Below are 24,075 nucleotides of genomic sequence, written 5' to 3'. Positions count from 1 at the left end.
CTTTCAGCGCTCAGACCAGCTCGCCATCCGCGCCCAGACGGGTTTTGCCGCGCAGATAGGGGTGCAGCGCCTCGGGCAGGATGACCGAGCCATCGGCCTGCTGACCGTTCTCGAGCACCGCGATCAGCGTCCGTCCGACCGCCAGGCCCGAGCCGTTCAGCGTGTGGACGAACTCGGGCTTGCCACCCGCTTCGGGGCGATAGCGGGCATTCATCCGCCGCGCCTGGAAATCGCCGCAATAGCTGACCGACGAGATCTCGCGGTAACGGTCCTGACCCGGCAGCCAGACCTCAAGGTCATGGGTGATGCGGGCGCCAAAGCCCATGTCGCCGCCGCACAGCACCATGGTGCGATAGGGCAGCCCCAGCTTCTCCAGCACGGCTTCGGCGCAGCGGGTCATGCGGCCATGTTCGGTCAGACCGTTTTCAGTATCGGTGATCGAGACCATCTCGACCTTTTCGAACTGGTGCTGGCGCAGCATGCCCGACGTGTCGCGGCCCGCGCTGCCCGCTTCCGAGCGGAAGCACTGGCTATGCGCGACCATGCGGCGGGGCAGGCTGGCATGTTCGACCAGATCGCCATTCACGGTATTGGTCAGCGTCACCTCGGATGTCGGGATCAGCCACCAGCCTTCGGTGGTCTGATAGCTGTCCTCGCCGAATTTCGGCAGCTGGCCGGTGCCTTCCATCATCTTGGACAGGACCAGAACCGGGGTCCAGGTCTCGGTCAGGCCGTGCTGGTCGACATGCAGGTCCAGCATCATCTGGGCCAGCGCGCGATGGATGCGTGCGACACCCTTCTGCAGCACGACAAAGCGCGAGCCCGACAGCTTGGCCGCGGTCTCGAAGTCCATGCCGGGCTTCACGCCTTCGATCTCGAAATGCTCTTTCGGGGTAAAGTCGAAACGACCGGGCTCACCCCAGCGGCGGATTTCGACATTGTCGTTCTCATCCGCTCCGGGGGGGACGCTGTCGACCGGCAGGTTGGGAATGCCCATCAGCAATTCGGCCAGCTTCGCGTCCAGCGCGGCAGCCTCGGCCTGAAGCAGGGCGTTTTCCTCTTTCTTGGCGGTGACGAAGGCGCGCAGCCGCTCGAACTCGGCCTCATCGCCGCGACCCTTGGCGGCACCGGCTTCCTTGCTGGCGCGGTTCTGTTCGGCCTGAGCGGCCTCGGCGGCGCTGATGCGGGAACGGCGGTCGGCGTCCAGCGACAGGATCTCGGGCGAAACCGGGGCCAGGTTGCGCAGGCTCAGGGCTGCATCAAAGGCGGCGGGGTTTTCGCGGATGGCGCGGATGTCGTGCATGGGCTGACCCGTTCATCTATCTGGTTACGGTGCCCCAGATAACGCAAGCCCGCGCAGGGCGAAAGCCTTCAGGCCGAACCGCGTGCCTGCCCGATCATGCCGCGCAGGACCGGAAAGAACCGATCGGCGCCGGGGTAGCCCTCATAACGGGCGATTTCGGCGCCGTTCTGAACAAGGATGAAGCTGGGCGTCAGCCAGGGCATCCGCGCTAGGGCCAGCCCGTCGGGATAGGGGCCATCGACATCAACCATCACCAGCGGGGCCTGCCGCCCCTCGGCATGCTGGCCATAGACCGGTCCGATCTCACGGTCCCAGCGGGCGCACCAGACGCAGCCCTTGCGCCGGATCATCAGCAGCCCCAACCCGCTCCCAGCCTGCGCGAGGGCGGTCCAGCCTCCGGCCAGGGCCAGCCCCAGCAGCGCGCGACGTGTCGGATGATGGGCTTTCCAATCCATGACCTCGACACCTAGCTCCAGCATCTTCCCGCGACAAGCCTGCGGCCCCTGCGGTTTCTTTCTTGTGAAAATATCCACGGGGGTGCGGGGGCAGTCAGCCCCCGCTGAACAGCGCCAAGGTCGAATCGATTCCCCGGTGGAATCCCCTTGCCCCAGCTGTCACGGCCATGCGATGCGGGGGCCCGCGTCAAAATCCTCGGGCAAATGCTGCATTTCGATCCCGCCTGCGCCGCAAAACCCCGGCAAAAAGACTTGACGCGCCCCCCACGACCCCGTATTTCCCCCAGACAGATTTCCGGGCGCTGCCACGCGGCGCCCTTTCATATTGCGGGCAGCCGCCCGTGCAGGATCGAATCGAAGGAATAAGATCATGTCGCGCGTTTGCGAACTGACCGGCAAGGGCCCGATGAGCGGCAACAACGTGTCCCACGCCAACAACAAGACCCGTCGCCGCTTTCTGCCGAACCTGAACGAGGTCTCGCTGATCTCGGACAAACTCGGCCGCAGCTACCAGCTGCGCATTTCGGCCCACGCTCTGCGTTCGGTCGATCACCGTGGTGGCCTTGACGCCTTCCTCGCCAAAGCCCGCGACGAAGAGCTCTCGGACCGCGCGCTGAAAATCAAGCGCGAGCTGGGCAAAGCCTGATTCACGCTGCGCCTGCCGGTCGATCGATTCGCGATCGGCGGGAATGACAGTGACGAACCCCGCCCGAAACGGCGGGGTTAAGTCAATTCAGGGATGCGCTTTGCGGAACCTGTACCGCGTTCTGCGCCTCGACCTGCTCGATCAGGTCCTCGACCTTTGGGCCCAGTTCCAGAACGATCGCCTTCACCCCGGCAGCCGAGGGATGCAGCTTGTCGGGCTGCAGCATGGTCAGCATCTCGGGCTTGGGCAGGGCAAAGAACGGCGCATACAGGTTTTCCAGCAGCAGCGCATCATGCACGCGCGCCAGCCTTGGCCAGATCGCGGCCCAGGTCCGGCCCTGCGGATTGTCCGAATCCGGCAAGGCGATTCCCACCAGCAGCAGAGGCCGGTCACCGTCCCCCGCCTGTTTCATGATGAAATCCAGATTGCGGGCGGCCTTGCCGGGGGCCGTGCCGCGCAGCAGGTCATTGCCGCCCAGCTCGACGATCACCGCGTCGGGGGCGTGTTTCTCCAGATCCTGCTTGATCCGACCCACGCCATCTGCAGTGGTCTCACCCGAGACACCCGCATTCAGCACTTCCACATCGTGCCCGCGCCCGCGCAACCAGCCTTGCAGCTGGGGCACAAGGCCGTCTTCGGCAGGCAGGCCGTAGCCCGCCGTCAGGCTGTCGCCAAAGGCGAGCAGCCGAACCGGATCGGCCCATGCCGCCAGAGGCAGACACAGGCCGATCACCAGAGCAATTGAACGAATCGTCACTTGAACCCTCGGAGCCTCAGCGCATTGGTCACCACGAAGACCGAGGATAGCGCCATGGCCCCGGCCCCCAGCATGGGGGACAGCTGCGGTCCGCCAAACGGAACCAGCACCCCCATGGCCACGGGAATCAGAGCTACATTATAAGCAAACGCCCAGAAAAGATTCTGCCTGATATTGCGCATCACCGCCCGCGACAGGCGGATGGCGCGCGAAACGCCCAAGGGATCGCCGCTGGCCAGTACGACCTCGGCCGATTCGATGGCAACATCGGTGCCGGTTCCGATGGCGATGCCGGTGCGGGCGGCGGCAAGGGCAGGGGCGTCGTTGATGCCGTCACCGACAAAGACCGTGTCCTTGCCCATCTCGCGGATCGCGCGCAGCTTGCCCTCGGGCAGGACGCCCGCGATGACCTGACCGATGCCCAGCTTTGCTCCGACCGCCTCGGCGGTGGCCTGCACATCACCCGAGAGCATCACCGTCCGCAGGCCCATCCGGCGCAGTTCGGCAACGGCCTCTTGTGCGTCGGGGCGGATTGGGTCGGCCAGCGCCATCACCGCGACATGCTGTCCGTCGATCGCCAGATGCACCGGGGTCGCGCCATCCTTGGCCCAGCCTTGGCCGCGTTCCAGCAGGTCCGCGTCGGCACTGACCCCGCCCTCGGCCAAGGCATCGGCATTGCCGATCAGCAGTGCGCGTCCCTCGACATGGGCTGTCAGCCCGCGTCCGACCGAGGCGCTGACACCCTGCGCTTCCGACAAGGCGATTCCTTCGGCCTGCGCGGCGGCAACGATGGCCGCGGCCAAGGGATGCTCGGACCGCGCCTCGGCCGAGGCCGCCAGCCGCAGCACCTCGGCCCGTTCCAGCCCGTTCGTCGCCAGATCAGTCAGGGCGGGTCGGCCCTGCGTCAGGGTGCCGGTCTTGTCGAAACCCACCACCTCGGCCTCGGCCAGATGCTGCAAGGCGTCGCCGCGCCGGAACAGCAGCCCCAGTTCCGCGCCGCGTCCGGTCCCGACCATGATCGAAACCGGCACCGCCAGCCCCATGGCACAGGGACAGGCGATGATCAGAACCGAAATCGCCGCCACCAGCGCATCACCCAGCGAACCGGTTGCGATCAACCAGCCGGCAAAGGCCAGCACCGCCAATGCGATCACCACCGGGACAAAGATAGCCGTCACCCGGTCCACCACCGCCTGCACCGGCAGCTTGGTCGCCTGCGCCTCCTCGACAAGGCGGATGATCCGCGACAGGACGGTATCGGCACCGGTCGCGGTGACGCGATAGGTCAGGGCGACATTGCCGTTGACGGTCCCGCCAGTCACGGCATCGCCCGGCGATTTGACCACCGGGACCGGTTCCCCGGTCAGCATCGATTCGTCGATTGCGCCGCTGCCTGCGGTCAGGATGCCATCGACGGCGACACGCTCGCCGGGGCGCAGATGCACGATGTCGCCGGGTTTCAACTGGTCGATGGGCAGTTCCACCGCATTGCCGTTCCGCTCGACAAGGGCGGAGTCGGGGCTGAGTTCGACCAGCCGCCGGATCGCCGCCCCGGCCTGCCCCTTGGCGCGGGCCTCAAGCCAGCGGCCCATCAGAATCAGCGTGACGATGACCGCCGCCGCCTCGAAATAGACATGGCGGGCATTTTCCGGCAGCAGGTCGGGCAGGAAAGTCGCGACGGTCGAATACAGCCACGCCGCCCCCGCACCCAGCGCGACAAGGCTGTTCATCTCGGGTGCGCCGCGCAGCAAAGCGGGGATGCCGATGCGAAAGAACATCCGCCCCGGCCCGGCCAATGCCGCCGTGGTCAGGACAAATTCGATCAGCCACAGCCGGGTCTGCCCGATCGTCCCATGCAGCCAGTGATGCAGGCCGGGCAGGGCGTGGCCGCCCATTTCTGCCAGAAATACCGGCAGGGTCAAAGCCAGCGCGATCAGGAAGTTGCGCCGCAGGGTCGCGGCATCGCCTCCGTGGTCATGCATGTGATGCGCGGAATGGTCCGCGACGACATGGGTCGGATAGCCCTTGGCGGTCACGGTCTGGGCCAGCAATCCGGCGGGCGTCGCGGGCGAATGGGTCACATGCGCGCTGCCAGTGGCAAGGTTCACGCTGGCCGAGCTGACACCCGGCACCGCCGCCAGCGCCTTTTCGACACGCCCCACGCATGAGGCGCAGGTCATCCCCTCGATCCCCAGCCGGGTTTCAAGGGGGGCGGCGGGATAGCCCGCCTTGTCCAGCGCGGTCACCGCCTCGGCCAGCGCCTGTGGCGTGGCGGCATGGAAATGCGCCTGACCGGTCGCAAGGTTCAAGCGCGGCGCGCTGACCCCCGGCACTGCTTGCAGCGCCTTTTCGACGCGCCCCACGCATGAGGCGCAGCTCATCCCGGTGACGGCCAGTTGCGCGTCACCTTGGTCGATATTCGAATGTTGTGTCATCTTTCCCGATCCTGTCTGAAGGGCGAAAATCGCTGTTCAGGCAGAAAGAGGCGGGGCCTGTGGTCGTCGCGGCGCGCGCTGCGGCATTTCCGCCACCGGCACGCGCAGCAGGCGTGGCGGTTGCAATCGTGTATGTGACAGGCGCAGCCGCGCGGTCACGTGACAGCGGCAACCGCGTAGCCCGCTGGCCCGGCACAGATACGCGGCACGCGTGGTCGCGCGGCGCGGCGGCTTGGGGGCGGGCATGGTCGCACAGCACATGGCGGGGCTCCTTCACGATGCAAGCTAGGCACGATTCCGCAGGCTTTCAAGCGTGTCACGGCGCTTTGAGTTGATCCCCGCTCAGCGAATCGTTACCGGAAACCCAAACCTTGCTTGAAGTCAGGAATGGATGATGAACCGCCGTCAGATGCTGATGCTATCGCTGCCTCTGGTCGCCGCGCCTTCGCTGGCGCTGGCCCAGAACAAGAACTTGCCGGCCGCGCCGGCAGCCAAACCCGTCGCCAAGCGTGACCCCTATGCCCCGACCGAGGTCGCGATCCGTTCGGATTTCGAAGTGGGCAGCATCGTCGTCGTGTCCAAGGACTTCTTCCTGTATCACGTCGTCGCGCCGGGCCGCGCGGTCCGCTACGGTGTCGCCGTCGGCAAGGACGAGCTGGTCTGGAAGGGCCGCGCCACCGTTGGCCGCAAGACCGAATGGCCCAGCTGGACGCCCACGCCCGCGATGATCAAGCGCAAGCCCGAGCAATACGGCAAATGGGCCGATGGCATGCCCGGCGGCCCGACCAACCCGCTGGGGGCGCGTGCGCTGTATCTGTATGACGCCAAGGGCAATGACACCTCGATCCGCATCCACGGCACGACCGAGCCGAACTCGATCGGCCGCGCGGTGTCGAACGGCTGTATCCGCATGCGCAACGAGGCGGTGATGGACCTGTTCGAACAGGTGCCGACCGGCACGCCCGTCTACGTCTACTGATTGGACATCCGTCTGAAATCCCTGTCGGATCCGGAGCTGGCCGGGTTCGACACCATCATCGACACACGCGCCCCCTCGGAATTCCTTGAGGATCACCTGCCCGGCGCGATCAACCTGCCTGTCCTGTCGGATGATGAACGCGCGCAGGTCGGCACGATCTACAAGCAGGTTTCCCCCTTTGACGCCCGCAAGATCGGCGGCGCGCTGGTCGCGGCCAATGCCGCACGCCATATCGCCGGGCCGCTTTCGGGCTTTGGTGGCGGCTGGAAACCCTTGGTCTATTGCTGGCGGGGCGGGCAGCGCTCCGGAGCATTCGCCACGATCCTGTCGCAGATCGGCTGGCGTGTGGGTCGGATCGAGGGCGGCTACAAGGCATGGCGCGCTTTGGTGGTTGCACGGGTCGAGGCCCCGGTCGCCCCTCCGGTCATCGTCCTTGACGGCAATACCGGCAGCGCCAAGACCGAGATTCTGCTGAGGCTGGCAAAACGCGGCCATCAGGTCATCGACCTTGAGGGGCTTGCCAACCATCGCGGCAGCCTGTTCGGGGCGATGCCCGGCGACCAGCCCAGCCAGAAACTGTTCGAATCACGCCTCGCCATGTCGCTTGAAGGGCTGGACCCGACCCGCCCGCTGCTGGTCGAGGCCGAAAGCTCTCGCATCGGTGAGGTGAACCTGCCGCGCGGCATCTGGCAGGCGATCATTGCTGCGCCGCGCATCCGGCTGACGATTCCCGTGCAGGCCCGCGCCGCCTATACCGCGCAAAGCTATGCCGATGCCTGTGCCGATCCGCGACGGCTGATCCGGATCGTCGACAGCTTGCGCCCGCTGCATCCCGGGGACCGCATTGATGGCTGGTTGCGCATGATCGACAACGCCGATTGGATCGGACTTTCGGCGGGCCTGATGCGCGACCATTACGACCCGCGCTATGAAAAACACCGCGCCAGGCATGATGACGGACGCGGCGCGGTGGTGGCTTTGGACAGCCTGAGCGATCTTGAGGCCGCGACCTCGGCGGTTGAGGCCGCCCTAGCCGCGCAGAAACCGGCGTAGCACCTTTTCCAGCTTGGCCGCACCCAAGGGCGCCATGGCCTTGGTATGCTCATGGCTGATCGATTCGTCCGACAGGCCGGCGCCCATATTGGTCACGACCGAAACCGCGGCGCAGCGCAGCCCAAGGAAGCGGCCAAGGATGATCTCCGGCACGGTGGACATGCCGACCGCATCCGCGCCCAGCACTTTCGCCGCCCGGATCTCAGCCGGGGTTTCAAACGACGGCCCCGAGAACCAGCAATAGACCCCTTCGGGCAGATCGACCCCTTCGGCCTCGGCCGCAGCCTTCAGTCCGGCGCGGATTTCGACGTCATGGGAATCGGTCATCGGCACGAAGCGCGCCTCGGAGGCTTCGCCGATCAGCGGATTGGTTCCGGCGAAGGCGATATGGTCCGACAGCAGCATCAGCGATCCGGGCGGCAGGTCCGCGCGCAGCGATCCGGCGGCGTTGGTCAGGATCAGCCGCTGACATCCCAGCGCCTTCAACACTTCCAGCGGCAGGCGCATGACATCGGCGCGCCCCGATTCATAGTAATGCGCCCGCCCGCCAAAGACGGCGACCCGCCGCCCCTCAAGCTGTCCGATCACCAGTTGCGGCACATGCCCCGAGACTCCGGCATGGGGAAAGCCGGGCAGGTCGGAATAGGGGATCGCAACGCCATCAACCGTCGCCGCCAGATGCCCCAGACCCGAGCCAAGGATCAGCCCATATTCCGGTGCCTCAGCCCCCGCACGGTCGCGGATCAGCGCGGCAAGCTCAGCGCTCTTTGACATAGGGCTCTCCTCCGGCGCGGGGCGGAATGGCACGGCCGACGAAGCCAGCCAGAATGATGACCGTCAGGATATAGGGCAGCGCGCTCATGAACATCGAGGGCACGGTGATGATCCCCAGATCGAGGTTCGGGAAGCGGTTCGCCAAGGCCTCAAGCAGACCGAACAGGAAGGTCGCCCCCAACGCCGCCCATGGCCGCCATTTGGCAAAGATCAGCGCGGCCAGCGCGATGAAGCCACGGCCAGCCGTCATTTCCTTGACAAATCCGGCGGAAATCCCGGTCGCCAGATAAGCCCCGGCGATGCCGCACAGCACGCCGCAGATCGCCACGGCGCCGTAGCGCAGACGCGTGACGGAAACCCCGGCGGTATCGACCGAGGCCGGATTCTCACCCACTGCCCGCAACCGCAGCCCAAAGCGCGTGCGGTAAAGTACCCACCAGGTCAGCGGCACCATGGCAAAGGCGACATAGACCAGGATCGTATGGCCGGAAATCAGCTCGGCATAGATTGGGCCAATGACCGGAACCGGGCGCAAAGCCTCGGCAAAGGGCAGGGTGATTTCCGAAAACCGTGCCGGACCCGCCAGCGCAGGCGTCCGCCCGGCAAGGCCGAAGATCTTCTGCCCCAGCAGCACTGTCAGCCCCGAGGCCAGAAAGTTGATCGCCACGCCGGAAATCAGCTGATTGCCGCGGAAGGTGATCGCGGCCAGCCCGTGGATCGCCGACATGGCCAGCGCCCCCATGATCCCCGCGCATAACCCCAGCCATGCGCTGTTCGTGGCATAGGCGACCGCCGCCGCGGCAAAGGCCGCCATCAGCATCTTGCCCTCAAGCCCGATGTCGAAGACCCCGGCGCGTTCCGAATATAGTCCGGCCAGACAGGCCAGCAGCAGGGGCGTCATCAGCCGGACCGCGGAATCAAGGATCTGCAGGATTGTCGGGAAATCCATCACGCTCTCCCCTTGCGCAGCGCCATGAAAATCCGCTCAAGCGGCATCCGCACCATGTTGTCCAAGGCCCCGGTGAACAGGATCACCAGCGCCTGGATGACCACGATCAACTCGCGCGGGACCGAGGTCCACAGCGCCAGCTCACCGCCGCCCTGATAGAGGAACCCGAACAGCAAGGCCGCCAGCAGCACGCCAAAGGGGTGGTTGCGGCCCATCAACGCCACCGCGATGCCGATGAAGCCCGCGCCCTCGACCGCGTTCAGCACCAGCCGCTCGGCCTCGCCCATGACGTTGTTGATCGCCATCAGCCCGGCCAGCGCACCGGAAATCAGCATGGCGATGACGGTGATCCGCACGGGCGAGATCCCGGCATAGACCGCCCCGCGTTCGGATTTGCCAAAGGCGCGGATCTCATAGCCCAGTCGCGAGCGCCAGATCAGCAGCCAGACCAGCAGGCAGGCGATGACAGCGACAAAGAAGGTGACATTGGCCGGGGTATTCTTGCCCCACTGCATGCCGAATGCCAGCGCCATATCCGTCAGTTTCGGCAGATGCGCTGCCTCGGGGAAGCGGGCCGAGGCCGGGTCCATGCTGCCCACCGGGCGCAGCAGGTTGACCAGCACATAGTTCAATAGCGCCGCGGCGATGAAATTGAACATGATCGTGGTGATGACGATATGGCTGCCGCGTTTCGCCTGCAGCCATGCCGGGATCAGCGCCCAAAGCGCGCCAAAGACCGCCGCCCCGACCATCGCCGCAGGCAGGGCCAGTGCCCAATGCGGCCATGGCACGGCCAGCAGCACCAGCGCGACGCCCAGACCACCCATCGCGGCCTGCCCCTCACCGCCGATATTGAACAGCCCGGCGTGATAGGCGACGGTGACGGCCAGACCGGTAAAGATGAAGTTCGTCGCGTAATACAGCGTGAATCCCCAGCCATAGCTGGAGCCCAACGCGCCCTCGACCATCACCTTCAGCGCCTCGGTGGGGCTTTCCCCGATCGCCAGGATCACCAGCGCCGAAATCGCAAAGGCCAAGACCAGAGAGATCAGCGGCGTCAGGATCACATCCGCCCATTTTGGCATTCGCTCCATCAGCATTCCCTCGTGACACTGGTCTTTCGCCGTTTTCCAAATACCCCCGCCGGAGGCCAGCAGCGCCTCATCACGCGACCCCCGCAGGGCCCATCGCGGGCGGGATCGCCTGCTCGGGCGGTGTGCCCGGCTCGACCCCGGCCATCAGGCAGCCCAGATCAGCGGTGGTCGCCTGATCGGGCAGGCGCTCGCCCATGATGCGGCCGTCGAACATGACGGCGATCCGATCCGACAGCGCCAATATCTCGTCCAGCTCGACCGAGACCAGCAGCACCGCCTTGCCCGCATCACGAAGCGCGATGATGCGCTTGTGGATGAACTCGATCGCACCGATATCGACGCCGCGCGTCGGCTGGCCGATCAGCAGCAGGTCGGGATTGCGCTCGACCTCGCGGGCGACGACGATCTTTTGCTGGTTCCCGCCCGAGAAATTCTTGGCCGCAAGCTCAGGGTTCGGGGGGCGCACGTCGAAACGCTCGATCTTGGCGCTCGCATCGGCGCGGATCGCGGCCTGATTCATCAGCCAGCCATTCTGGAATTCGGGCGCATCGTGATAGCCGAAGGCCACATTTTCCCAGGCGCTGAAATCCATGATCAGCCCCTCGACCTGGCGATCCTCGGGAACGTGACCCACGCCAGCTTCGCGCCGCGCCCGCGCATCCGATCCGGTCAGCGGCAGCGCCGCACCCTTCAGCCGTATCTCGCCTTCCAGCCTTGCACCCTTTTCGGGGTAGCCGCCAAGAATTTCCAGAAGCTGGCTTTGCCCGTTCCCGGCGACGCCCGCGATGCCCAGAACCTCGCCCGCGCGGATGTCCAGATCGATGCCGCGCAGCCGTTCGACACCCGCGGCATCGACCATGCGCAAGCCGCGCACCTCCAGCACCGGCGCGCCGGGCGTGGCCGGGGCCTTTTCGACCCGCAGCAGGACCTTGCGCCCGACCATCAGCTCAGCCAGTTGGCTTGGGCTGGTTTCCGAGGTCTTGACCGAGGCCACCATCTCGCCGCGCCGCATGACGCTGACATTGTCGGTGATCTCCATGATCTCGCGCAGCTTGTGCGTGATCAGGATGATGGTTTTGCCCTCATCGCGCAGCCCGCGCAGGATGCGGAACAGGTGATCGGCCTCGGCGGGCGTCAGCACGCCGGTCGGCTCGTCAAGGATCAGGATATCGGCCTGACGGTAAAGCGCCTTGAGGATTTCGACCCGCTGCTGATGGCCGACCGACAGATCCTCGATCATCGCGTCGGGATCGACCTGCAATTCGTATTCGGAGGCCAGACGTTTCAGCTCGCCCCGCGCTCGCGCCAAGGACGGGCGCAGCAGGCGGCCGTCCTCGGCGCCAAGGATGACGTTTTCCAGCACGGTGAAGTTCTGGACCAGCTTGAAATGCTGAAAGACCATGCCGATACCAGCGCGGATCGCGGTCTGGCTGTCATGGATGGTGATCGGCCCGCCGCCGATCAGGATTTCGCCAGCATCGGGGCGATAGAAGCCGTAGAGGATCGACATCAGCGTCGATTTCCCGGCCCCGTTCTCACCGATGATGCCGTGGATCGTGCCGCGAGGCACGATCAGGTCGATGTTCTTGTTCGCCTGCACCGGCCCGAAGGCCTTCGAGATCCCCCGCAATTCGATCGCGGGGGCCCCGTTCACGGCTTCGGGCCGCGCCGTCATTACTGCACCGGGCAGGTGTTGTCGGTCATGTAATCATGAACCTTGATCTCGCCGCCGGTGATGCCCTTGGTGGCGGCATCGACGGCTGCGGTCATGTCCTCGGTTATCAGCGGCTTGTTGTTGTCGTCCAGCGCGACCGACACCCCGCCCGAGGCCAGATCCATGACCTTGATCCCCGGCTGCACTTCGGTCCCGGCCTTGAAGGCATCATAGACGGAATTGTCGACGCCCTTGACCATCGAGGTCAGGATCTTGCCCGGATGCAGGTGGTTCTGGTTGCTGTCGACGCCGATCGACAGGATATTGGCATCGGCCGCCGCCTGCAGCACGCCGATCCCGGTGCCGCCCGCTGCCGCATAGATCACGTCAGCCCCTTGCGAGATCTGGGCCTTGACCAGCTCGCCCCCCTTCACCGGATCGTTCCACGCGGCAGGGGTCGTGCCGGTATAGTTGATGATGACCTTGCCTTCGGGATTGGCGGCCTTGAAGCCTTGGGCATAGCCGCATTCGAACTTGTGGATCAGCGGAATGTCCATGCCGCCGATGAAGCCGACCGTGCCCGATTTCGAGGCTTTTGCCGCCATCACGCCGGCCAGATACGAGCCCTGCTCCTCGGTGAAGACGACCGATTGCACGTTCGGCTGCTCGACCACCATGTCGATGATGACAAATTTGGTGTCCGGATAGTCGGGCGCGATCTGATTGAGCACCTCACCAAAGGCAAAGCCGGTCATCACGATCGGGTTGGCGCCGGTTTCAGCCAGACGGCGAAGCGCCTGTTCGCGCTGCGCCTCGGACTGCATTTCCAGTTCCTTGTAGCTGCCGCCGGTTTCGGCCTTCCACTTCTCGGCGCCGTTGAAGGCGGCCTCGTTGAAGGACTTGTCGAACTTGCCGCCCAGGTCGAAGATCAGCGCCGGATCGGCCATGGCGACCAGCGGCAGAAGGGACAGGCTGGCACCGGCCAGCAGCGACTTCATCAGGGACATTCCAGAACCTCAAGCTTTTTGCGGGCGTTCCTGCCCGGTTATGGATGGATTAGCGCGCATGGGCCGCCATGCGTCAACAGGCATCTGACGTGGCTAAAGCGCGCGGCGCATCAGGACCGCATCGATGCCGGGTGCATAATAATTCCGCCGCAATCCGACATTTGCCCAGCCATCCGACAGGTAAAGCGCGCGTGCCGCATCATTGTCCGAGGCGACCTCAAGAAAGGCCTCGACCGCGCCGCGTTCGCGCGCGGTGTCGCTGAACTCGGCCAGCAGGTCGCGGGCCACCCCCTGACGCCGCGCGTTGGGCGAGACGGCGACGGTCAGCAACTCGGCTTCATCGGCGACGGTGCGGCCGATCAGGAAACCCTGCGGGCGATGCAGCAGGAAATTCAGCTGGCTGGACAGCAGATCCTCGATCTCGGCCGCCGACCATGGCCGGGGATGTGCGCGAAAACAGCGCAGATGCAAATCGGCAAGGAAATCCGAGGTCATGTCAGGATGACGGGTCCGCGGTCGCGGGCAGGGGCTGCATCGGCTGGGCGCAGGTAGATCGGGGCAGGCCGGGGCAGGTCGGGCTGCTCGCGGCGGTCCAGCGCGATCCGCGCGATGGCCACGGCAAGGGGGTGGACAGGATCCAGAACCGGCGGGCCGGGGGGCAGGGCATGCAGCACGCCCTGATCGGGGCGGGTGTCGTGCCCGGTGCCGAAATCCTGCCAGATCACCTCGCCCGCACGGGCGGGGATGGCGACGCGGCAGGGGCGGGGCAGGTCCAGCGCCAAAGCCTCGGTCACGCCGACGCCCACGGCGGGAATGCCCAGCGACAAAGCCAGGCCACGCGCGGCGGCGACAGCGATGCGGATGCCGGTGAAATTCCCCGGCCCGGTGCCGACGCCGATCACCGACAGGTCGTGCCAGTCCACGCCGCCTTCGGCGATCACCTCGGCCAGCAAGGGGAACAGCCGTTCGGCCTGCCCTTTGGCCATGTCCTCATGGCGATGGGCCAGCACGCGTCCGCCTTGCAACAAAGCGGCCGCGCAATGCGCGGCCGATGTGTCAAAGCCTAAAGACAGTGCCTCAGGCAACGGGACGAACCTCGGTCACCTCGGGGATGTAATGGCGCAGCAGGTTCTCGATGCCCATCTTCAGGGTCAGGGTCGAGGACGGGCAGCCCGCGCATGCGCCTTGCATGTGCAGGTAGACGACGCCGCGGTCGAAGCCGTGAAAGGTGATGTCGCCACCATCCTGTGCCACGGCGGGGCGGACGCGGGTGTCCAGCAATTCCTTGATCTGGGTGACGATGTCGGCATCGGGGCCGTCCTGATCGTTATGGCCGCTGGTCGCAGCGCCTTCCATGACCGGCGCGCCGGACTGGAAATGCTCCATGATCGCGCCCAGAACAGAAGGCTTCAGATGGTCCCATACGGCACCATCGGCCTTGGTCACGGTCACGAAATCCGAGCCGAGGAAGACGCCAGCAACGCCGGGCACGGCAAAGATGCGGCGGGCCAGCGGGCTGGGCGCGGCGGCCTCGGCCTCGGGGAAGTCGGCGGTGCCGGTTCCCAGAACGGTTTCGCCGGGCAGGAACTTCAGCGTGGCAGGGTTCGGGGTGGTTTCGGTCTGGATGAACATGGGCGCGCTCCTTTGATGCGCGATATGGGGATTGAGGGGGGTATGAGTCAAGGAAAACGCGCGCTTCCATTTGTCGCGGCCAGCACAGCAAAGGTGCAGATGTTGATGGCCACATGGCAGAGCGCCGCAAAGCCGGCACTGCCCGAGGCCAGCCGCGTCGCCATTGCGCAAATGCCCAGCAGCGCCGCAGCGATCAGCAGACCCGGCGCCCCGCCCTTGGCATCCAGCGCGGCCATGGCGGCGGCAGGGGCCAGATGCCACAGGGTGAACAGCCCCACGGCGGGCAAGGCCGCCTGCCAATTGGCGCGGGGCACCAGCGCGCCACGCCAAAAGGCTTCCTCAAGCGTGCCATTGATGCAGGCCGCGATCAGCACGGTTACCAGCACATGCGGCGAAAGCTGCGGGATCGCCGGTCCGCCGAAGATGGCCGCGCTGGCGGTCAAGGCCGTCAGCGGCAACGCGGCGCGCCAGCCCGGCCAGCGCAGGTGCAAGGACCAGTCCCGGCGCCAGAACAGCGCCGCCAGCAGAAGCAGCCAATATGCGCAAAGCCCGACAAGGCAGGCGGTCAGCGGGCGCATCCCGCCTTGAGCCAGCCCGTAAAACAGCGCTGCCAGTGCCGGGATGGCCGCCAGCGCCGCCAGCGCCAGCCCGCGATCCATCAGGTGATCTGTTCCAGCCGTTCCCGAGAGATGTCGCCGGGCACGATGGTGATCGGGCAGGGCAGGGTCGCCATCTCGCGCATGAGGCGGGTGATCAGCGGTCCCGGCCCGGTGCTTTCGACCGAGGCGGCCAGGACGATGACGCCGATCTCGGGATCGTCGTTCAACTGGGCCAGCAGTTCGTTGCCCGGCTCACCCTCACGCACGATCAGTTCCGGCTCGACCCCCGGACGGTCGCGCATCCATTTGGCGAAGACCTCGAAATGGGCACGGATTCGCTCGTAAGCCTCTGCGCGCATGACCTCGGCGACGCCCATTCCGTGCTGAATCTCAGAGGCGGGAATCACCGCCAACACCTGAACTGCGCCGCCCGTTTTCGCGGCGCGCATCGCCGCAAAGCGGATCGCGTTCAGGCATTCCCGCGAATCGTCCAGAAAAACCAGGAATTTCCGCATCTTCGTCCCGTCCGTCTGGCCTGCAGATTGGCAAAGACTGGCCGAAAGGACACGCTCACGCAAGTCTGTCGCGCTTTCACCCTTGCGCGCATTTTCAATTTGGATGCCCTATGTTAAGGCACAAACGTTAACGAGCTGACCACTTACACGGGACCGCGCTGTGACAATTCATCACGATTGGGGCAGACGTCATGACCGTTCCGTGGATACGCCATCGGGCGTAGACCTGTCATGGATTGCCGAAGAAGGTCAGGGATGCCGCGTTGGCATGACCTTCGGCAAGCGCGCCTTCGATATTTTCTTTGCGATCCTGCTGCTTGTGCCGCTTTCCGTGGTGATCCTCGCGGTGGCGATCGTGCTGCTGGTCAGTCAGGGACGCCCGCTGTTCTACGTCGCGCCGCGGATGCGTGCGCCGGGCGAGAAATTCAATCTGCTCAAGTTCCGCACCATGCTGCTTGAGGCGGATGATTTCGGCGCAACCGGGGCGCATAAGCATTGGCGGATCACCCGCGTCGGTCGCTTCCTGCGCCGCTCGCGGTTGGATGAATTGCCTCAGCTTTTCAATATCTTGCGCGGCGATATGAGCTTTGTCGGCCCGCGCCCGCCGCTGCCCGAATATGTCGAGCGTTTCCCGGCGCTGTATAATCAGGTTCTCAGCAATCGGCCCGGCGTCACCGGCCTTGCGACGATGATCTATCACGCGCATGAGGACCGGATCATGGCGCGCTGCAAGACCGCCGAGGCAACCGAGGCCGCCTATTACCGGCGCTGCCTGCCGACCAAGCTTCGGCTGGATCTGATCTACCAGCGTCGCCGCAGCCTGCGCGTGGATCTGTGGATCATCTGGCATACGGTGATGACGGTGCTGGTCCCGAACTGGCAGGGTCGGGGCCGTCGTCGGCTGCCCTCGGATCAGGTTGCTCCGTCGAAAAAACGGGCACGAGTCAAAAACCAGATGCCGGCCGAGTGATTCTCTGGGGTTAAGCGCGGTCGATCCCGAACGGGTCCTGCGGATAGCCCACCCCCGACAGATACAGCCCCTGAGGCGGGCAGACCGGCCCACATGACGCACGGTCACGTGCTGCCAGTGCATCCGCCACGCGGTCGGGCGACCATGATCCCGCGCCGACGCGTTCCAGCGTGCCGACGATCGAGCGGACCTGATTGTGCAGGAAGGACCGGGCCCGCAGGTAGAAGCGATATTCGCGGCCCTGCGGGATCTGATGCTCCTCGATGCGGATCTCGTCCAGCGTCTTCACCGGGCTGTTCGACTGGCACATGGTCGAGCGGAAGGTGGTGAAATCATGCAGTCCGATCAGATGCGCCGCACCCTGCCGCATGGCATCGGCGTCCAGCGGGTTCAGCACCTGCCAGACCCGGCCCCGGTCATGGGTCACGGGCGCGCGGCGCGAGGTCAGGCGAAAGACATAGCGCCGCTCATGGGCTGAAAACCGGGCGTGGAAATCATCCTCGACGCGGACGGCGGCCAGAATGGCGACGGGGGCGGGCTTCAGGTGCCAGTTCAGCGCCTCGGACAGGCGGAACGGGTCCCAGTCGCGCTGCAGATCGGCATGGGCGACCTGCCCGGTTCCATGCACCCCGGCATCGGTACGTCCGGCGGCGGCGATGCGGGCGCCCGCCGCGAAACCGGCATCCAGCCGCGCCAAGGCGGTTTCGATAGCACCCTGCACGCTGGGCTGGTCGGCCTGCGCCTGCCAGCCGGCAAAGGGCGTGCCGTCATATTCGATCAACAGGGCATAGCGAGGCATCAGCGGCGCTGCTTTTCGCTTTCGCGGGGGATCAGCAGATCATCCATGGTCATCGGCGTTTCCAGCTCGGGCGGGGCGGCGGGGCGCAGGATGCCTTCGCGCGCCAGACGGTCGCGCAGCACGCCGATCTCGATGTCCAAGTCGGTGCGGCCACCCTCGACCAGCTTGCGGGTCTGGGCGGCGAACTGGCTTTCCAGATCGTTCAGCAGGGTTTCATAATCCTGACGGGCGCGGGCGTCATGGGTCTGCACGTAAAGGTCCGAGAACTTGACCGTCGCGTCCCGCGCGCCCTGCAAATAGACGCCCAGATAGCGGCGCGTGGCGGCAATGTCGCCGGGGTCCTGCTCGATGCGGGCGAACAGCTCGCGCGCGGTGGCGGCGAACATGCCGACGCGGGCCTCCAGACGGCGGTCTCCGGTGCGCAGGATGGCGTCCTGCATGGCCTTCAGATGGGCCTCGCCCTCACTGATAATGCGGGCGGCGCGGTCCTGCTGGAAGCTGTCGATGCCCTCCATGCCCTTGTCGCGCATCGGATCGGTGCCGAAGGACAACCAGTGCAGCACAGCGCCTGCGACGCCGATGATGCCTGCGCCCAGTTCGGCCCCCGGCACATAGGACCCAAGCGCAAGGCCAAGCCCGGTCAGGATGCCGCCGAACAGCTTGCGCGGAATGGCGGGGCGGCGGGCGACGCGGCGGGCGTCATATTCGGCCTCGGCCTGCAGGCCCTCGCGGGTCAGGAACATGCCCGCGGCCACGCCGCCAAAGGCCAGCAGATGCATGACCAGCCCGAACGGCCCCTGCCAGAAGGCGCTGATCAGGAAGGGGACCGCCATGAAGGTGATCCAGCGCGTGCGCGATTCCAGCGGGTGATGAACCGGGCGCGGCACCGGACGGGTGCCGGTCATCGCCGCATTTTGCGCATCCTGACCCCGACCAAGGGGCGAGAAGCGGCCTCCGAAACGTTTGGCCATGATCCGCCCTCAGCCTGCGCCCACGAAGGACGCGTAAAGCGTCAGCCCCATCAACAGAAAGAAGGACAGGCGTTTCGTCGCTTTCCGGGACATCTGCTTCCTTTCATGCTGGGCCGGACGGGTTTCCCGCTGGATATAGGGCCACAGCACCGCGAAAGAAAGGGCAGGACCCGTCAGTCCGCTTGACAGGACCCGCCGTCCTGCGCGAACAGGCAGTCAGCCACGGTTCCGGTCCTGCACCGGATGAAAAGGGAATGCGGTGCGCCTGCAAGGGCAAATCCGCGGCTGCCCCCGCAACTGTAAGCGGCGAGCAAGGGCCATATGCGCCACTGGAACACCGGTTCCGGGAAGGTCGGCCCAAGCGATGACCCGCAAGCCAGGAGACCTGCCGAGGCATCACCCATTTCCGGCGCGGGGCGCGTCCGGGAAGCGGCCATCCGCAGCGGTGAACCTCACCCATCTGCGGAGGCGCCATGACCGGCCCATCCCGCAACCTACCCAAGACTTGCAGGCTTGCCTGCGCAGGAAAGGCCCCGGACATGATCCGCAACCGAAGCTCTTATCTCGCCCTTGTCGCAGCATCGCTGCCCGGTTTCGCGCTGGCGCAGGACACCGCCCCTGCCGTCACCCTGGACCCGCTGGTCCTGTCGGCAGGCTTCCTGCCTGTGGCCAGCGACGGCTATGGCCGCGCCTATAGCGTCGTCACCGCCACCGAGATCGAGGAACGCGGGCTGGTCACCGTGCAGGACGCGCTGCGTGCGATGCCCGGCGTGTCGGTCAGCAGCACCGGTGCCAGCTACACGCAGGTCCGCATCCGCGGGTCCGAGGCCGACCATACCCTGATCCTGATCGACGGGATCGAGGCCGCGGGTGGTGCTGACGAATATATCCTGAGCGGGCTGGAAACCGCCAATGTCGAGCGCATCGAGGTGCTGCGCGGCCCGCAATCGGTCTATTACGGCTCGAACGCCTCGGCCGGGGTGATCAATATCATCACCGACAAGGGCGGGCCGGGGCTGCATTACGGCGGCAAGGTCGAAGTCGGGAACGGGGCCGCTGCCTCGGCCCATGTCAGCAACAACGGCGAGCGCGGCGGGATCGCGCTGAACCTCTCGGCGCGGGACGATCACGGCTGGGACCAGTCGGGCGATGGCGGCGAAAAGGATGGCATCAACCGCAAGACCATCGGCCTGTCGGGCTGGTATCAGGCGACGGACGATCTGCGCCTTGGCGGCAGTCTGCGCCGGGCCAAGGAAAAATACGATTATGACCGCGCCGATTACATGGCCACCGATGCCGACGGCTACATCGTCGATGACAGCGGCCTGTATTTCGACCGCAACGAGTTCCAGGGCGCGGCCTGGGGCGAATATTCCATGCTGGACGGTCGCCTGACCCAGCGGCTGGAATATCAGGACAGCGTGTTCAAAAGCAGCGATACCGGCGCGCCCGAAACCCGTGGCGAGACCGAGAAATGGAAATACCGTCTCAGCTATGGCTTGGACGGGCAGGCGGTCGCGGATGCCAGCCACCTGCTGAACCTGCTGGTGGAAAAGCAGAAGGACGAATCCTCGCTGGCCCCGGATTTCACGCGCGAGATGACCTCGGTTGCGCTGGAATACCGCGCGTTTCTGGAAAACGGTCTGGATATTCAGGCCGGGCTGCGTCGCGACGACAACAAGGTTTTCGAGGATTTCACCAGCTGGAACCTTGGCCTGTCATGGCAGGTGCCCGACCGTCCGTTCCGGCTGCATGCCTCGGGCGGGCGCGGGTTGGTCAACCCGTCCTATTACGAGCTTTACTCGAATGACAGCTTCACTGTCGGCAATCCCTATCTGAAGCCGGAAACCAATCGCGGCTTCGATCTGGGCGTCGAGGCGCAATTGCCCGACGACCGCGGCACCATCGACGTGACCTGGTTCCGCGAGCGGATCGAGGATGAGGTGACCTATGTCTTTGGCGGGGCACCGGATGGGCGCGCGACCTATGTGAACCAAGAGGGCGAAAGTCCGCGCGAAGGGGTCGAGATCGCCGCGCGCGTCAAGGCCACCGACAGCCTGGATCTGGGCCTGAACTACACCTATCTGGACGCCAAAAACCCCGACGGCTCGATCGAGATCCGCCGCCCGCGCCACGAGCTTGGCCTGTCGGCGACGCTGGCCCTGTTCGAGGGGCGTGGCTGGGTCACCGCCGATCTGCGCCATGTCGCGGGCAATTACGACACCCAGTTCTGGGGGATGTATGAAACCGCGGAACTGTCGGACTATACCACCGTCAACCTGTCGGGAGGCTATGACCTGACCGAGAATGTCCGCGCCACCGCCCGCGTGGTGAACCTGTTCGACGAGGAATATTCCGACGTCTGGGGTTATGCCTCGCAGGATCGCACGGTCTATGCCGGGCTTGAGGCGAAATGGTAGCCTTGCGCCTGATGGTCGCCTGCCTTGCGGGCGGCCTGACAATGGTTGCGGCGGCGGCTTTCGCCGATCCGCCGCGCCGGGTGGTCTCGATCAACCTGTGCACGGACCAGTTGGCGCTGCAGCTTGCGGCGCCGGGGCAACTGGTCTCGGTCTCATATCTGGCGCATGACCCGGCCAGTTCGGCCATGGTGACTGAGGCGGCGCATGTCCCGGCCAATCGCGGCAGCGCCGAGGAAGTGTTTCTGCTGCAGCCCGATCTGGTCCTTGCCGGGACCTTCACGCCGCCCGACACCTTGCGGCTGCTGTCGCGGCTGAACGTCCCGATCGAATTGTTCCCGCCGGAAACCAAATTGCAGGACATTCGCGACAACCTGCGCCGCATGGGCCGGGTTCTGGGGCGTGAGGCCGAGGCCGCTGCCACCATTGCCCGCTTCGATAAGGGGCTGGCCGCGCTGGGACCGCTTGAAACCCCGGCCCCCAGCGCGGCGATCTATGCCGCCAACGGCTATGTCGCCGGGCCGGACAGCCTGTCGGGCGCAATTCTGCAGGCGGCGGGCTATCGCAATATCGCCGGCGATTTCGGAATTTCCGAAGGCGGGAACATCCTGCTGGAGCAACTGGTCATCGCCGCTCCCGACCTGCTGGTGCTGGGCGCGCGCAATCCCGGCCATGCCCGCGCCGAGGAATTGCTGGACCATCCCGCCCTGCATGCGCTGGTCGCCCGCCAGCCCCATGCCGTCATCGAGGATCACAACTGGTCCTGCGGCACGCCTGCCGCGCTGGACGCCATCCGGGCCTTGCGTCACGCCGCCCCGAACGGAGCATTCGGACCATGACCCGCCAGCCGCGCCTTGCCTTCCTGTTCGCGGGATTGGTCCTGCTGGTGCTGGGGCTGGGCCTTGCCTCGTTGCTGATCGGCCCGGCCCGGCTGGGCATCGGGCAAAGCCTTGCCGCGCTCTTTGGCCACGGCCCCGAGATGCTGCAGCTGGTGATGCGCGAATTGCGCCTGCCGCGCGCGCTGCTGGGGGCGCTGGTCGGCGCGGCGTTGGGAATGTCGGGCGCGGTCATGCAGGGTTTCCTGCGCAACCCCTTGGCCGAGCCGGGGCTGATCGGGACCAGCGCCTCGGCAGCGCTGGGGGCGGTGCTGGCGATCCAGACCGGGATTGCGGCGGCATTCCCCTTGGGCCTGCCGCTGGCCGCGCTGGCCGGGGCGCTGGTTTCGGTCATGCTGGTTCTGGCGCTGGCCGGACCGCAGGGTGGGGCGTTGGCGCTGATCCTGTCGGGCATTGCGATTTCGGCCCTAGCGGGGGCGGCGACCTCGCTGGTCCTGAACCTTTCGCCCAACCCCTTTGCCGCCAATGAGATCATCTTCTGGATGCTTGGTTCGCTGGCCGACCGCTCGATGCTGCATGTCTGGATCGCGCTGCCGTTCATGGTTGTGGGTGCGGGTCTGCTGCTGACCACTGGGCGGGGACTGGATGCGCTGACCCTGGGCGAGGATGCGGCTGCCGCCAGTGGCATCGACCTGCGACAGTTGCGACTGGTGCTGGTTACCGGGACCGCCGCGCTGATCGGCGGGGCGACGGCGGTTGCGGGGGCGATCGGCTTTGTCGGGCTGGTCGTGCCCCATATCCTGCGCCGCGCGGTCGGGGCGCGGCCCTCGGCTTTGATCCCGGCCTCGGCCCTTGGCGGGGCGGCGATGGTGTTGGCCGCCGATATCGCGGTGCGGGTGGTGGCACCGACGCGCGATCTGAAGCTGGGGGTGCTGACCGCGCTGATCGGCGCGCCGTTCTTCCTGCATCTGATCCTGAAGACACGAAGGAGCGGCGCATGAAGCTGCTGGTCCTGTCCGGCCTGACCTGCGATCAGGGCCGCCGCCGTGTTCTGGACGGTATCGACCTGACCATCCGCGCTGGCGAGTTCGTGGGTCTGCTGGGGCGGAACGGCGCGGGCAAGACCACGCTGCTGCGCGCGGCACAGGGGCTGATCCCGGCGGGCGGCTGGTCCTCGCTGGCGGATATGCCCGCGCATGAGCGCGCCCGCATGGCGGCCTTCATGCCGCAGGGGCGCGAGATCGCATGGCCGATGTCGGTCGAATCACTGGTGGCGCTGGGGCGGATCGCCCATCCCGATGCGGCAGGCGCGGCGGATCTTGCCGCAACCGAACGCGCCATCGCGGCGCTGGATCTGGGGGCGCTGCGCCATCGCCCTGCCACCGGACTGTCCGGAGGCGAGCAGGCCCGCGCCCTGATCGCCCGCGCCTTGGCGCAAGAGACATCGTTACTGCTGGCCGATGAACCGATCTCGGGTCTGGACCCCGCGGCGCAAATCCGGGTGATGCGGCTGTTCGCGGCCTTGGCCAAGGACGGCAAGGGCGTGGTCGCTTCGCTGCACGATCTTGGGCTGGCGGCGCGCCATTGCACGCGGCTGGTGCTGCTGGAGCAGGGTCGGATCGTCGCGGACGGCGCGCCCTCCAAGGTGCTGAGTGCCCGCAACCTTGCCCAATGCTTTGGCATCACCGCGCAGATGACCCAGACCGCTGACGGCCTGTCGTTTCAGGTGCAGGATGTGACCGAGCCGCATTAACCCGATCTTCAGGGCTGCCCGGATAAGGTGCAGGCGTCCCGCCTAATCCGCGCGGGACACTTGGGGAGGCACATCGAAGACCGCTTGGTCCCGCCGACCGAAGATCAGATGAAGCACGCGCAATTTCTGCGTGATTAGGCCGAAGCACATCGGCCTCAGGCCGAGACGCTCAATATCCGGTCCCAGACGCAACGGAACCGGATGCTCGTATGGCTTGTGCCGGTGACAATAGGCGCGTTGATCGCCATCGCGGCAATTGTTCTGCGACCCTGAGGGCCAGCCGTTTCGTCGGAAGGAATGATGGAGCGGGTGATGGGAATCGAACCCACGTATTCAGCTTGGAAGGCTGCTGCTCTACCATTGAGCTACACCCGCATCGCCACTTTCTATAGGCAAGCGCGAAAGGGCTTGCAAGCACTTGAACGCGCGGCGATGCAGATGCTTGACGCAGCAGGATGCGCGCGGCAAGCAGGTTCG

At 65.9% G+C, this 24,075-nt stretch carries 24 protein-coding genes, 1 tRNA gene and 1 riboswitch; of the genes, 8 read left to right on the top strand and 17 right to left on the bottom strand.

Annotation, left to right across the window (positions count from 1 at the left end; all coding sequences use genetic code 11):
- Positions 1 to 10: 10 nt before the first annotated feature.
- Positions 11 to 1,303: a serine--tRNA ligase gene (gene serS / locus GL300_RS04350; protein ID WP_155038319.1), complete on the bottom strand. Its 1,293-nt coding sequence runs from the start codon at positions 1,301 to 1,303 to the stop codon at positions 11 to 13.
- 68 nt (positions 1,304 to 1,371) lie between these two features.
- Positions 1,372 to 1,782, bottom strand: a complete 411-nt coding sequence (locus GL300_RS04345; protein WP_246195070.1) for a thioredoxin domain-containing protein — start codon at positions 1,780 to 1,782, stop codon at positions 1,372 to 1,374.
- A gap of 346 nt (positions 1,783 to 2,128) precedes the next feature.
- Between GL300_RS04345 and rpmB the strand changes: the two genes are divergently transcribed.
- The gene (gene rpmB / locus GL300_RS04340) at positions 2,129 to 2,404 is read left to right on the top strand and encodes a 50S ribosomal protein L28 (protein ID WP_155038318.1); all 276 of its coding nucleotides are present in this window, start codon (positions 2,129 to 2,131) and stop codon (positions 2,402 to 2,404) included.
- Between the two features lie 82 nt (positions 2,405 to 2,486).
- On the opposite strand, the gene GL300_RS04335 is transcribed toward rpmB, so the two are convergent.
- Both GL300_RS04335 and GL300_RS04330 read right to left on the bottom strand, forming a co-directional pair.
- Complete coding sequence (locus GL300_RS04335) at positions 2,487 to 3,161, bottom strand: arylesterase (protein WP_343042890.1); 675 nt, start codon at positions 3,159 to 3,161, stop codon at positions 2,487 to 2,489.
- Positions 3,158 to 5,596 carry a heavy metal translocating P-type ATPase gene (locus GL300_RS04330; RefSeq protein ID WP_155038317.1) on the bottom strand — a complete coding sequence of 813 codons (2,439 nt, stop codon included), beginning with the start codon at positions 5,594 to 5,596 and terminating at the stop codon, positions 3,158 to 3,160. The genes GL300_RS04335 and GL300_RS04330 overlap by 4 nt, the downstream gene beginning before the upstream one ends.
- Before the next feature lie 394 nt (positions 5,597 to 5,990).
- Here GL300_RS04330 and GL300_RS04325 point away from each other — a divergent pair, with 394 nt between their 5' ends.
- Together GL300_RS04325 and mnmH are read left to right on the top strand one after the other, a co-directional pair.
- Positions 5,991 to 6,575, top strand: a complete 585-nt coding sequence (locus GL300_RS04325) for a L,D-transpeptidase (protein ID WP_155038316.1) — start codon at positions 5,991 to 5,993, stop codon at positions 6,573 to 6,575.
- On the top strand, positions 6,576 to 7,628 hold the full coding sequence (gene mnmH / locus GL300_RS04320; RefSeq protein WP_155038315.1) for a tRNA 2-selenouridine(34) synthase MnmH: 1,053 nt from the start codon (positions 6,576 to 6,578) through the stop codon (positions 7,626 to 7,628). It begins immediately after the preceding gene.
- Here the strand turns inward: mnmH and GL300_RS04315 are convergent.
- The 10 genes from GL300_RS04315 to GL300_RS04270 all read right to left on the bottom strand — a co-directional run bounded on the left by GL300_RS04315 (position 7,605) and on the right by GL300_RS04270 (position 15,852).
- A complete protein-coding gene (locus tag GL300_RS04315) occupies positions 7,605 to 8,402 on the bottom strand; it encodes a purine-nucleoside phosphorylase (protein WP_155038314.1) in 798 nt (265 codons plus the stop codon). The two genes, mnmH and GL300_RS04315, sit on opposite strands and share 24 nt — an antisense overlap.
- Positions 8,386 to 9,351, bottom strand: coding sequence for an ABC transporter permease (locus GL300_RS04310; RefSeq protein ID WP_155038313.1), 966 nt, complete (start codon positions 9,349 to 9,351; stop codon positions 8,386 to 8,388). The genes GL300_RS04315 and GL300_RS04310 overlap by 17 nt, the downstream gene beginning before the upstream one ends.
- A complete protein-coding gene (locus GL300_RS04305; RefSeq protein ID WP_155038312.1) occupies positions 9,351 to 10,445 on the bottom strand; it encodes an ABC transporter permease in 1,095 nt (364 codons plus the stop codon). Before GL300_RS04305 ends, GL300_RS04310 begins: the two co-directional genes overlap by 1 nt.
- A 70-nt stretch (positions 10,446 to 10,515) precedes the next feature.
- Complete coding sequence (locus GL300_RS04300; protein WP_155038311.1) at positions 10,516 to 12,120, bottom strand: ABC transporter ATP-binding protein; 1,605 nt, start codon at positions 12,118 to 12,120, stop codon at positions 10,516 to 10,518.
- Positions 12,120 to 13,106 (bottom strand): BMP family lipoprotein, encoded by a 987-nt coding sequence (locus tag GL300_RS04295; protein WP_155038310.1) that lies wholly within the window; start codon positions 13,104 to 13,106, stop codon positions 12,120 to 12,122. Before GL300_RS04295 ends, GL300_RS04300 begins: the two co-directional genes overlap by 1 nt.
- 93 nt (positions 13,107 to 13,199) lie before the next feature.
- Entirely contained in the window at positions 13,200 to 13,601 is a 402-nt protein-coding gene (gene rimI, locus GL300_RS04290) for a ribosomal protein S18-alanine N-acetyltransferase (RefSeq protein ID WP_155038309.1), read from the bottom strand.
- Positions 13,598 to 14,191 (bottom strand): tRNA (adenosine(37)-N6)-threonylcarbamoyltransferase complex dimerization subunit type 1 TsaB, encoded by a 594-nt coding sequence (gene tsaB / locus GL300_RS04285; protein WP_155038308.1) that lies wholly within the window; start codon positions 14,189 to 14,191, stop codon positions 13,598 to 13,600. Before tsaB ends, rimI begins: the two co-directional genes overlap by 4 nt.
- Positions 14,184 to 14,738 (bottom strand): NifU family protein, encoded by a 555-nt coding sequence (locus tag GL300_RS04280; protein ID WP_155038307.1) that lies wholly within the window; start codon positions 14,736 to 14,738, stop codon positions 14,184 to 14,186. The genes tsaB and GL300_RS04280 overlap by 8 nt, the downstream gene beginning before the upstream one ends.
- A gap of 47 nt (positions 14,739 to 14,785) precedes the next feature.
- Positions 14,786 to 15,397 (bottom strand): CPBP family glutamic-type intramembrane protease, encoded by a 612-nt coding sequence (locus GL300_RS04275; protein WP_155038306.1) that lies wholly within the window; start codon positions 15,395 to 15,397, stop codon positions 14,786 to 14,788.
- Entirely contained in the window at positions 15,397 to 15,852 is a 456-nt protein-coding gene (locus GL300_RS04270) for a universal stress protein (RefSeq protein ID WP_155038305.1), read from the bottom strand. Before GL300_RS04270 ends, GL300_RS04275 begins: the two co-directional genes overlap by 1 nt.
- A gap of 268 nt (positions 15,853 to 16,120) precedes the next feature.
- Here GL300_RS04270 and GL300_RS04265 point away from each other — a divergent pair, with 268 nt between their 5' ends.
- Complete coding sequence (locus tag GL300_RS04265; protein WP_155038304.1) at positions 16,121 to 16,822, top strand: sugar transferase; 702 nt, start codon at positions 16,121 to 16,123, stop codon at positions 16,820 to 16,822.
- 10 nt (positions 16,823 to 16,832) lie between these two features.
- Here the strand turns inward: GL300_RS04265 and truA are convergent, their stop codons facing one another.
- On the bottom strand, positions 16,833 to 17,621 hold the full coding sequence (gene truA / locus GL300_RS04260) for a tRNA pseudouridine(38-40) synthase TruA (RefSeq protein WP_155038303.1): 789 nt from the start codon (positions 17,619 to 17,621) through the stop codon (positions 16,833 to 16,835).
- Positions 17,621 to 18,592 carry a 5-bromo-4-chloroindolyl phosphate hydrolysis family protein gene (locus tag GL300_RS04255; protein ID WP_155038302.1) on the bottom strand — a complete coding sequence of 324 codons (972 nt, stop codon included), beginning with the start codon at positions 18,590 to 18,592 and terminating at the stop codon, positions 17,621 to 17,623. Before GL300_RS04255 ends, truA begins: the two co-directional genes overlap by 1 nt.
- A 207-nt stretch (positions 18,593 to 18,799) precedes the next feature.
- Positions 18,800 to 18,999, top strand: a riboswitch (cobalamin riboswitch).
- A 132-nt stretch (positions 19,000 to 19,131) separates the two neighbouring features.
- Here GL300_RS04255 and GL300_RS04250 point away from each other — a divergent pair.
- Genes GL300_RS04250 through GL300_RS04235 form a run of 4 tightly spaced genes read left to right on the top strand, consistent with a single transcriptional unit; the run spans position 19,132 to position 23,598 of the window.
- A complete protein-coding gene (locus GL300_RS04250; RefSeq protein WP_155038301.1) occupies positions 19,132 to 21,012 on the top strand; it encodes a TonB-dependent receptor plug domain-containing protein in 1,881 nt (626 codons plus the stop codon).
- Positions 21,006 to 21,848 (top strand): ABC transporter substrate-binding protein, encoded by an 843-nt coding sequence (locus tag GL300_RS04245; protein WP_246195069.1) that lies wholly within the window; start codon positions 21,006 to 21,008, stop codon positions 21,846 to 21,848. The genes GL300_RS04250 and GL300_RS04245 overlap by 7 nt, the downstream gene beginning before the upstream one ends.
- Entirely contained in the window at positions 21,845 to 22,846 is a 1,002-nt protein-coding gene (locus GL300_RS04240; protein WP_155038300.1) for a FecCD family ABC transporter permease, read from the top strand. The genes GL300_RS04245 and GL300_RS04240 overlap by 4 nt, the downstream gene beginning before the upstream one ends.
- Entirely contained in the window at positions 22,843 to 23,598 is a 756-nt protein-coding gene (locus tag GL300_RS04235; protein WP_155038299.1) for an ABC transporter ATP-binding protein, read from the top strand. The genes GL300_RS04240 and GL300_RS04235 overlap by 4 nt, the downstream gene beginning before the upstream one ends.
- A gap of 301 nt (positions 23,599 to 23,899) precedes the next feature.
- On the opposite strand, the gene GL300_RS04230 is transcribed toward GL300_RS04235, so the two are convergent.
- Positions 23,900 to 23,973: transfer RNA gene (locus tag GL300_RS04230), tRNA-Gly, on the bottom strand.
- Positions 23,974 to 24,075 lie beyond the last annotated feature (102 nt).

This window comes from Paracoccus litorisediminis, assembly GCF_009711205.1.
Classification (GTDB): domain Bacteria; phylum Pseudomonadota; class Alphaproteobacteria; order Rhodobacterales; family Rhodobacteraceae; genus Paracoccus; species Paracoccus litorisediminis.
Note: the sequence above shows the minus strand (reverse complement) of the source record. Positions and strands in the feature narration are given on the sequence as shown.